This window comes from Burkholderia sp. 3C (assembly GCF_054589155.1).
The window spans coordinates 1-9,201 of sequence record NZ_BAAILN010000022.1 but is presented as its reverse complement, the minus strand read 5'-3'; the positions used below and the strand labels follow the sequence as shown (position 1 = coordinate 9,201).

Sequence of the window (9,201 nt, the reverse complement as noted above, 5' to 3'; positions counted from 1 at the left end):
GCAGCCTGGGCTGCCCGCGCCGGTTTTGTTTTGGGCCGCAGGTTGGGCGACAGCCGGGCGCTGCCCGGCCCGGCCTCGGCCTCACGCCTCCTCGCCGATCGCCAGTTCCCCCGCCACCGCCGCCACCCGCGCACGGTGCACCGCGTCCTTGATCCCTTCCGGGTTGCCCTTCATGCCGGCCGCCACCTGTCCGGCATCCACGGCCCGCGCCGCCACCAGCGCGCGCCGCAGCCGTTCGGCCTGCGGATACGGCTGCGCCTCCAGCCCGAGCCGGCCGCGCGCATCCGATTCGCAGGCCTGCAGCATCTCGGCGAAGCGCGCCGGCTTGCGCAGCGCGTCGGCGCGTTCGAGCAGGCGCACCAGCGCCGCGGCGCCCATCCCCATCACCTGATGCAGATTGCCGTGCTCGCGCGCCACCAGCAGCGCCAGATCGCGGCACTCGTTCGGCACGCGCAGCCGGTCGCACAGCGGCCTGAGCAGATCGACGCTGCGCCCTTCGTGTCCGATATGGCGCGGCAGCACATGCTCCGGCGTGGTGGCCTTGCCGAGATCGTGCGTCAGCGCGGCGAAGCGCACCGGCAGCGAATAGCCGTGCTTGGCCGCGTAATCGACCACCATCATCACGTGCACGCCGGTATCGACCTCGGGGTGATAGTCGGCGCGCTGCGGCACGCCGAACAGCGCGTCCACCTCGGGCAGAATGCGTTCGAGCGCGCCGCATTCGCGCAGCACCGCGAACATCCGCGACGGCTTCGCCTCCATCAGCCCGCGCGCCACTTCCTGCCACACCCGCTCGGGCACCAGCGCATCGACCTCGCCGGCCGCCACCATCGCGCGCATCAAGGCGACGGTATCGGGCGCGACGGTGAAATCGGCGAAGCGGGCCGCGAAGCGCGCGACGCGCAGGATTCGCACCGGGTCCTCGACGAACGCCGGCCCGACATGGCGGAACAGCTTGGCGGCCAGATCGGCGCGGCCGTCGAACGGATCGACGACCGGGCCGGTCAGCGTGCCGTCCGGGCTGACCTCGCGCGCCATCGCGTTGACCGTCAGGTCGCGCCGGCCGAGATCCTCCTCCAGCGTCACATCGGGTGCGAAATGGAACTGGAAGCCGTGATAGCCGGCCGCCGTCTTGCGCTCGGTGCGCGCCAGCGCGTATTCCTCGTGCGTGCGCGGATGCAGGAACACCGGGAAATCCTTGCCGACCGGCCGGTAGCCCTGCGCCGCCAGTTGCTCGGGCGTCGCGCCCACCACCACGTAGTCGCGATCCTGCACCGGCATGCCGAGCAGTTCGTCGCGGATCGCGCCGCCCACCGCATAAATCTTCATCCTGCTCCTCCATGACGCCCGGACAGCCGCCGACGGCCGCCGCGCGTGCGTTGCATCGTCAGTCGAACACGCGCGTCTCGCGGCGCGCGTCGTCGGCCCAGGCGGCCACCGCCGGATCGGCCAGCATCCGTTCGACATAGCCGGCCGCGATTTCGGACAGCGGCGGCGCATAGGTCACGAAGCGCAGCACGACCGGCGCGTACATCGCGTCGGCAATCGTGAATGCACCGAACAGAAACGGGCCGCCCGACGCGGCCAGACAGTCGCGCCACAGCGCATCGACGCGCGCCACGTCGGCCAGCGCGGCCGGCGACAGCTTGCGGCCCGGCAGCGCGGCGCGGATGTCGAGCGGCATTTCGCTGCGCATCGCCATGAAGCCCGAATGCATCTCGGCCGACACGCAGCGCGCCCGCGCGCGGGCCGCCGGATCGGCCGGCCACAACGCCTGCGCCGGATGGCGTTCGGCGAGCGTCTCGGCGATCGCGAGCGAATCCCAGATCGCGTGGCCGGCGTCGTCGATCAGGCACGGCACCTTGCCCGACGGCGACACCGCGCGGATCTGCGCATCGGTCGCGGGCGTACGCAGTTCAATCAGCGTTTCGTCGAAGGCGATCCCGAAATGGCGCATCAGCACCCACGGCCGCATCGACCAGGACGAGTAGTTCTTGTCACCAATGATCAGTTGCATGCTTGCCTCGTGCGATTCGTTCAGGATTCAGGGGAAGGCGCCGGGCGGTGCGGCGAACACGCGCAGCGCACTGCGTGCTGCGTGCTGCCGGGCAGGCCGACGCGGTCCGGCCGGCTCGGCTCGGCTCGGCTCGGCTCGGCTCGGCTCGGCTCGGCTCGGCTCGGCGGCAGCCTCCACCATTAACGGCGTGAGCGCCAGGCGTCGTGCCGCGTGCCGCCGACGCCCGCGCCGAGATACCCGGGCGCGACGCCCTCGATGCTGGCCGGCCGGATGCCGAGTTCGGGCGCGAGCGGCCCGTGCATCACGTTCGGCACGCGCATCGAGGCCAGGTTGTCGCGCGTGATCAGCGGCTCGCCGGGCAGGCGCTCGAACACGGCCGCCTGCACGCGCGCGAGCGCATCGGGCAGCCGCACGATCCGTGCCGCGCGCCCGGTCAGCGCGCCGCAATAGCGCACCAGTTGTTCGAGCGTGTAGACGCGCGGGCCGCCCAGTTCATAGGTGGCGCCACGCGCCTCGCGCAGGCTGCACGCCATGCGCAGCGCCTGCGCGACGTCGCCGACGTAGACCGGCTGGAACTGCGCGTCGGGCATCGCGAGCGGCAGCACCGGCAACCACCGCTGCAGGCGCGCGAAGGTGGTCAGGAACGCATCGCCGGGGCCGAACACCACCGACGGCCGCAGCACCGTGACCGCCAGCGCCCCGCCGGAGGCGTCGGCCGCCGCATGCAGCGCGACCTCGCCGTCGCCCTTCGAGCGCAGGTACATGCTCGGGCCGCCCGAATCGGCGCCGAGCGCGCTGACGTGCACCAGCCGCGGCACGCCCGTCTCGACGCAGGCGGCGGCCAACGCACCGGGCAGCGCGACGTGCGCCGCGCGAAAACCTTCACCGTAGGGATGACCATGGCCGCCGTGCAGCGTGCCGACCAGATTGACGGCCGCGTCCGCGCCGGCCACGAAGCGCGCGAGCGAGCCGGCGTCGAAACCGCCGACTTCGACGATCTCCACGGCCAGCATCGCGAGATGCCGTGCGTGCTCGCGGCGTCGCGCCGCGATCCGCACCGTGCAGCCGTCGCGCAACAGCGCGGCGACGAGCCGCGCGCCGATGAAGCCGGTGCCGCCGACGAGCGCGACGATGGGACGATCCATGAGCGAGCCTCCGTCAGATGTCGAAAACGCGCGCCATCGAGGCCATCAAACCGTGAGCCGTGCGACCCAAGCGCGGCCGCGCGCCTCACTTGGCGCTCGAGCCGCCATCGAGCGCGATGCCGCGTTCAGGGCGCGACGAAGCCGAGCCGCGCCTTCAGCGATTCGGGCTTGCCCTCGAACAGCGCTGCGTAATAGGTGGTGTTCGACAGCACGTTCTTCACGTAATCGCGCGTTTCGTTGAACGGGATGGTTTCCGCGAAGATCGCGCCCTCGACCGGCTGCGTGAGCGCCTGCCGCCATTGGCGCGGCCGGCCCGGGCCGGCGTTGTAGCCGGCCGTGGCCAGCACGGCCGAGTTGTCGAACTTCTGATAGATGTCCGACAGATACCAGGTGCCGAGCTGGATGTTGGTGTCGATGTCGTGCATCTGCGTGCGCGTGATGCCGCCCATGCCGAGCTTCTTCGCCACCAGTTGCGCCGTGGCCGGCATCAACTGCATGAGGCCACCCGCGCCCACCGACGATTTCGCATTGGTGATGAAGCGCGATTCCTGGCGAATCAGCCCGTAGGCCCATTCGATGTCGAGGCCGTTGGTCTGCGCGTAGCGCTCGACGATCGGCCGGTACGGCGACGGGTAGCGCAGCGTGAAATCGTGCATCGCCGTGGTGCGGTCGGCCGTGTTGACGGTGCGATCGAGCATGTCGATGCGCTTCGCATACTCGGCGGCGGCCAGCAGTTGGCGATCCGTCATGCCGCGCAGCGGCCAGTTCCATTCGCGGTTGCCTTCGAGGCGCAGGTTCAGCGCGTAGAAGCGGCGCGCCAGCCCGAAGCCCGGCACCTGGCTCATCGCATCGACCTCGGCGTCGCTCACGGTGGTGCGCGGCGGGATCACGGTCTGCTGGCCCAGTTCCTCGGCCGACAACTGGCCGTAGAAATCGAAGCGGCCCGCCACCTGATCGAAATCGCGCCTGGCGCCGGCCGCATCACCGGCCTGCTTCAGCGCGCGGCCGTGCCAGTACAGCCACGACGGTTGCGCGCGCAGCTCGTCGGGCATCTGCTCGACCGCCCAGCGCACCATCGGCCAGTCGCCGGCCAGCAGCGCGGCGCGCACGCGCCATTCGTAGCCCTGCACCGACAGCGGCGCACCGGCCGACTGCTTGTAATACTGCACCGCCATCGGCGAGCGCTTGACCGCCGCCTGCAGGCCGATCTCGCCCCAGGCGATCGCCTGCTCCGACTTCGAGAACTGGCCGAGCGTGCCCATCATGCCGGCGGCCGCGTCGGGATCGTTGCGCGCCATGCGCGTGATCGCGATCAAGGCGAGTTGGCGCGAGGTGGCGTCGCTGCCCACACCGCGCGCCAGGAACAGCGGCGGCGCGCTGGCGGCCTGGTCGAGAGCGGCCGGGCGCGGGCCGAGCGCGTCGGCGATCTTGCCGGCCACGTTCACGTAGTTCTGTTCGTAGGCGAGCCGCGCCTGCGCCCAGACGTCGTCCGACGAGAACTGGTGATTGAGCGCGAGCGCCGAAATCAGGTCGACGCAGGCATCGCCGTAGTACTTCGGATCGACCAGCAGGTGCCGCGCCATGTCGGCCACGTTCTCGCCGCGCGAGGCGCGCGATTCGAGCGAGTAGCACTTGACCTGGGTGTCGTCGTCGAGCACGAAGCGCTTGTACTGCTCGTCGAAGTTGCGCCAATCGTGGCGCGCGCCGAGCACGAGCAGGTAATCGTTGCGCATGCGGTCGGCGATCGCCTGGCCGTCGTTGCGCTGCAGGAAGCTCAGTACCGGCGCGTCGGGCGCATCGAGGCGCGCGTGGCCCGACGTGTCGAACAACTGCGGCTTGATCTGGAAATAGTCGAGATAGGTGGGCGCCGGATAATTCGGAATCATCGCGGCAAGCTGCGCGGCGCGCGCGGGATTGTTCGCACGCGCGGCTTCGCGCAACTGGATGAAGATCTGGTCGTCGTTCGACGAAACGTCGTCGACGGGCTGGGCGGCGCAAGCAGCCGCCCCTGCGGCCAACACCACCGCCGACAGCGTGATGGCGGTCGCGCGATATACTCGGACGAGGCTGATGGACATCGATTTGACTGGAGCACGAAGTGAGCGAAAGCATAGCACGCCCCCCTGTCGCAAATCGCAAGCAAACGTTGCGCGAAACGCTCTCTGCGTTGCGTCGCGAAGCGAATCTCGACAAGGCTGCGAACGACGCGCTCGCGCACCGCATCCTCGATCTGCTCGGCAAACATCCGCTGCTGACGGTGGGCTTCTACTGGCCGCTGCCGGGCGAGTTCGACGCGCGCGACGCGATCGCCGAATGGCTGTCGGACGACACGCGTCGACGTGCCGCGCTGCCGGTCATCGCGCAGCCCTACACACCGCTCTCGTTTCGCACCTGGACACCCGACGCGCCGATGCGCACCGGCCATCACCGCATCCCCGAACCGGCCGACGGCGCGCTCGTGGTGCCCGACCTGTTGCTGATCCCGTGCGTCGGCTTCGACAAGCGGGGCTTTCGGCTCGGCTACGGCGGCGGCTATTACGATCGCACGCTGGCCGCCTGGCCGAACGACGCGTTGCCGGTCACGATCGGCGTGGCTTACGAGGTGTCGGCGCTCGACGCGCTGCCGCGCGAATCGCACGATCGCCCGCTCGACTGGATCGTCACCGAATGCTATGCGTACCGGTCGGGCTCGACCGGCTGATCCGCCGCTTTCTTCGCTGCGCTTATTAGCCGCTTCATAGCCCGCCTCATAGCGACGCGGCGGCCCGCGCCGCCGTGTCGTACAGCCCCGACGCGCTGCGCAGCAACTGCGCGGCCTCGCCGATCTGGGCGTTGGTCAGGCCGCTGTCGCGCAGCGTGTCGATCAGGCAGCGCTCGCGCACCTCGCGGTAGCGCTCGCACAGTGCTCGCCCCTCGGGCGTCACCGAGAACAGCACTTCCTTGCCCGATTTCTCGCCCACCACGTAGCCGCGCGCGGCGAGCTTCTTCAGCGCGTAGGTGGCGACGTGCGTATCCTCGATATTCAGCACGAAGCAGATGTCGGCCAGCTTCTTCGCGCGGTCGCGATGGCCCACGTGATGCAGCAGCGAGACTTCGATGGCGGTCATGTCCTTCGCGCCGGCGGCCGCCATGCAGCGCACCATCCAGCGGTTGAACGCATTGCCCGCCATGATCAGCCCGTATTCGAGCTCGGACAGCTCGACGCTTTCGTTCGAGACGAGATGCTCGGCCGAGACGATCTGGGTCGGATGGCGCTGGGTGAGGTCGGTCACGTCGGGAACCATGGAGGACGAAAAACTGCCGCAGTGTACGCCAGATCGGCGGGCGGCCCGGTCGCTTTGCAAAATTCTTATCGATAAATTATCGACAATTTGTCGATGATGTATCATCGCCCCGAACCGATGCCCGCGAGCCTTCCATGACCGCTCCCCGTCTCTATCCGCTTGGCGATACCGCCGTCTGCTGCGAGGCGCCGCCGCCCGCCACGCTCGACTGCCAGCGGCGCGTCTGGGCGGTGGCCGCCGCCGCGCGCGCGTGGCCGCACGTGGTCGACGTGGTGCCCGGCATGAACAACCTGACGATCGTGTTCGACCCGGTCGAAACCTCGGCCGCCGCGCTGACGCCGCGCATCGACGCCGCCTGGCGCGAGGCCGACCCGGCCGCCGCGCCGGGCCGCGAGGTGGAGATTCCGGTGATCTACGGCGGCGAGGCCGGCCCCGATCTAGCGGCGGTGGCCGCCCACACCGGCCTCGCGCCGCGCGAAGTGGCCGAGCGCCACGCCGCCGGCGACTACGTGGTGTTCTTCCTCGGCTTCCAGCCCGGCTTCGCCTACCTGGGCGGGCTGGACGCCGCGCTGCACACACCGCGCCGCACCGTGCCGCGCATCGAGGTGCCGGCCGGCTCGGTCGGCATCGGCGGCACGCAAACCGGCATCTATCCGGCCTCGGCGCCCGGCGGCTGGCAGTTGATCGGCCGCACCGCGCTGGCGTTGTTCGACCCTGCACGCACCCCGCCCACGCTGCTGCAGCCGGGCGACCGCGTGCGGTTCCGCGTGTCGGAGGTGCACGGCGCATGACCGCTCGCTCCGCCTCCGCCGGCATCGAAGTCCTGCGCGCCGGCCCGCTCTCCACGGTGCAGGACGCCGGCCGCCGCGGCTTCCGCCATCTCGGCGTTGCGCTCGGCGGCGCGCTCGACACGCTGGCGCTCGAAGTCGGCAACCGGCTGGTGGGCAACCGGCCCGACGCCGCCGCCATCGAAATCACGTTCGGCCCGGCCGCGTTCCGCTTTCCGCGCGCCACCCGGGTCGCGCTCACCGGCACCGAATTCGGCGCGACGCTCGGCGAGCGCGCCGTGCATTCGTGGTGGAGCCTGCCGGTCGCGGCCGGCGAAACGCTCACGCTGCCGGCCGCCCAGCATGGCATGCGCGGCTATCTGTGCGTGGCGGGCGGCATCGACGTGCTGCCGGTGCTCGGCTCGCGCAGCACCGATCTGGCCTCGCACTTCGGCGGCCTCGGCGGGCGGCGGCTGCGCGACGGCGATCGCCTGCCGGTCGGCCCGCTCGGCGCGAACCTGCCCGCCTGCCTGGCGGCCGAGGCCCGCGAATTCGGCGTCAAGGCGCCGGCCTGGTGCGCCTCGCTGGCGCTGCCCGCGTTTGGCGAGGCGGCGCGCCGCGCCCACCGTGCCCACCCGCATGCGCCCCGCGCGCTGCCGGTGCGCGTGCTGCCCGGCCCGCAATACGGCGATTTCGCCACCGCCGCGCAGCAGGCGTTCTGGGACGAGGAGTGGCAGGTCACGGCAAACAGCAACCGGATGGGCTATCGTCTGGCCGGCGCGGCGCTCGCGCGCGAATCGCGCGAGGAACTGCTGTCGCACGCGGTGCTGCCGGGCACGATCCAGGTGCCGCCGAACGGCCAGCCGATCGTGCTGATGCACGACGCACAAACCACCGGCGGCTATCCGCAGGTCGGCACGGTGATCCGCGCCGACCTCTGGAAGCTCGCGCAGGCGCGGCTGAACCTGCCGATCCGCTTCGTGCCGGCCACCGCCGAGGCGGCCCGCGACGCGCTGGTGGCCGAGCGCGCCTATTTGCGCCAGATCGACGTGGCGATCGAACTGCGCGAGGAAGCGCACCAGCGCCAGCTTCAGGCGGCCGCGACCGTCGACCGGGCCTACACCCGGGCCGCCTGAACCGGCCTCCCCCTTTTGACGACGAGACCATCATGCATATCGATCTGAACGCCGATCTCGGCGAGGGCTGCGGCGCCGACGAGGCGCTGCTCGATCTCGTCACCTCCGCCAACATCGCCTGCGGCTGGCACGCGGGCGGCGCCCCGGCGATGCGCGATTGCGTGCGCTGGGCCGTCGAGCGCCACGTTGCGATCGGCGCGCATCCGAGCTTTCTCGACCCGGAAAACTTCGGTCGCAAGGAGATGGACCTGCCGCCGAGCGAGATCTACGCCGGCGTCCTCTATCAATTGGGCGCCCTGGCTGCGATCACACGCGCCGAAGGCGGCCGCCTCGCCCACGTGAAGCCGCACGGCGCGCTCTACAACCAGGCCGCGCGCGATCCGCAGATCGCCGAAGCGGTGGTGGCCGCGATCCGCGATTTCGATCCGTCGCTGGCCGTGTTCGGGCTGGCCAACAGCGGCTTCGTGGCGGCGGCCCGGCAAGCGGGGCTGACGGCGGTGGAGGAAGTGTTCGCCGATCGCGGCTATCGTGCCGATGGCTCGCTGGTGCCGCGCAGCCAGCCGGGCGCGCTGGTGCACGACGAAGCGCAGATGCTGGCGCGCACGCTGGAAATGGTGCGTGGCCGGCAGGTTCAGGCGGTAACGGGAGAATGGGTGCCGCTCAATGCGCAAACCGTCTGCCTGCACGGCGACGGCCCACATGCGCTGGCGTTCGCGCAGCGAATCCGCGCGGCGCTGGAGCAGGCCGGGGTGATGCTGACGGCGCCGGGCACGGCCCACGCCTGACCGCCGCGAGGCGCGGTCGCGGCATCGAAGCGGCGGCACCAATAAAAAAAGCGCCCCCGGGCGCGTT

9 protein-coding genes are annotated in these 9,201 nt (G+C 70.7%); 4 read left to right on the top strand and 5 right to left on the bottom strand.

Annotation, left to right across the window (positions count from 1 at the left end):
* Positions 1-81: 81 nt before the first annotated feature.
* From ACYP33_RS03080 to ACYP33_RS03065, 4 genes are all read right to left on the bottom strand, one after another.
* Positions 82-1,329, bottom strand: coding sequence for a multifunctional CCA addition/repair protein (locus ACYP33_RS03080; RefSeq protein WP_459619643.1), 1,248 nt, complete (start codon positions 1,327-1,329; stop codon positions 82-84).
* A 58-nt stretch (positions 1,330-1,387) separates the two neighbouring features.
* Positions 1,388-2,017, bottom strand: coding sequence for a glutathione S-transferase family protein (locus ACYP33_RS03075; RefSeq protein ID WP_459619639.1), 630 nt, complete (start codon positions 2,015-2,017; stop codon positions 1,388-1,390).
* 179 nt (positions 2,018-2,196) lie between these two features.
* Positions 2,197-3,162 (bottom strand): complex I NDUFA9 subunit family protein, encoded by a 966-nt coding sequence (locus ACYP33_RS03070; RefSeq protein WP_414450792.1) that lies wholly within the window; start codon positions 3,160-3,162, stop codon positions 2,197-2,199.
* 125 nt (positions 3,163-3,287) lie between these two features.
* A complete protein-coding gene (locus ACYP33_RS03065; protein WP_459619637.1) occupies positions 3,288-5,240 on the bottom strand; it encodes a lytic transglycosylase domain-containing protein in 1,953 nt (650 codons plus the stop codon).
* Between the two features lie 20 nt (positions 5,241-5,260).
* Here ACYP33_RS03065 and ACYP33_RS03060 point away from each other — a divergent pair, with 20 nt between their 5' ends.
* Positions 5,261-5,863, top strand: a complete 603-nt coding sequence (locus ACYP33_RS03060) for a 5-formyltetrahydrofolate cyclo-ligase (RefSeq protein WP_459619635.1) — start codon at positions 5,261-5,263, stop codon at positions 5,861-5,863.
* A 46-nt stretch (positions 5,864-5,909) separates the two neighbouring features.
* Here ACYP33_RS03060 and ACYP33_RS03055 read toward each other — a convergent pair whose 3' ends face one another.
* Positions 5,910-6,446, bottom strand: a complete 537-nt coding sequence (locus tag ACYP33_RS03055) for a winged helix DNA-binding protein (RefSeq protein ID WP_414443354.1) — start codon at positions 6,444-6,446, stop codon at positions 5,910-5,912.
* Positions 6,447-6,580: 134 nt separating this feature from the next.
* Here ACYP33_RS03055 and pxpB point away from each other — a divergent pair, with 134 nt between their 5' ends.
* The 3 genes from pxpB to pxpA are packed head-to-tail and all read left to right on the top strand — an operon-like array spanning position 6,581 to position 9,134.
* A complete protein-coding gene (pxpB, locus tag ACYP33_RS03050; protein WP_459619633.1) occupies positions 6,581-7,237 on the top strand; it encodes a 5-oxoprolinase subunit PxpB in 657 nt (218 codons plus the stop codon).
* On the top strand, positions 7,234-8,349 hold the full coding sequence (locus ACYP33_RS03045) for a 5-oxoprolinase subunit C family protein (protein ID WP_459619632.1): 1,116 nt from the start codon (positions 7,234-7,236) through the stop codon (positions 8,347-8,349). Before pxpB ends, ACYP33_RS03045 begins: the two co-directional genes overlap by 4 nt.
* A 32-nt stretch (positions 8,350-8,381) precedes the next feature.
* Entirely contained in the window at positions 8,382-9,134 is a 753-nt protein-coding gene (gene pxpA, locus ACYP33_RS03040) for a 5-oxoprolinase subunit PxpA (protein ID WP_414450786.1), read from the top strand.
* The last annotated feature ends 67 nt before the right edge of the window (positions 9,135-9,201 follow it).

Bases quoted from the DNA above. Each gene is read 5' to 3' on its own strand.
- ACYP33_RS03080 (WP_459619643.1), bottom strand. From the start codon at position 1,329: ATGAAGATTTATGCGGTGGGCGGCGCGATCCGCGACGAACTGCTCGGC.
- ACYP33_RS03075 (WP_459619639.1), bottom strand. From the start codon at position 2,017: ATGCAACTGATCATTGGTGACAAGAACTACTCGTCCTGGTCGATGCGG.
- ACYP33_RS03070 (WP_414450792.1), bottom strand. From the start codon at position 3,162: ATGGATCGTCCCATCGTCGCGCTCGTCGGCGGCACCGGCTTCATCGGC.
- ACYP33_RS03065 (WP_459619637.1), bottom strand. From the start codon at position 5,240: ATGTCCATCAGCCTCGTCCGAGTATATCGCGCGACCGCCATCACGCTG.
- ACYP33_RS03055 (WP_414443354.1), bottom strand. From the start codon at position 6,446: ATGGTTCCCGACGTGACCGACCTCACCCAGCGCCATCCGACCCAGATC.
- pxpB (WP_459619633.1), top strand. From the start codon at position 6,581: ATGACCGCTCCCCGTCTCTATCCGCTTGGCGATACCGCCGTCTGCTGC.
- ACYP33_RS03045 (WP_459619632.1), top strand. From the start codon at position 7,234: ATGACCGCTCGCTCCGCCTCCGCCGGCATCGAAGTCCTGCGCGCCGGC.
- pxpA (WP_414450786.1), top strand. From the start codon at position 8,382: ATGCATATCGATCTGAACGCCGATCTCGGCGAGGGCTGCGGCGCCGAC.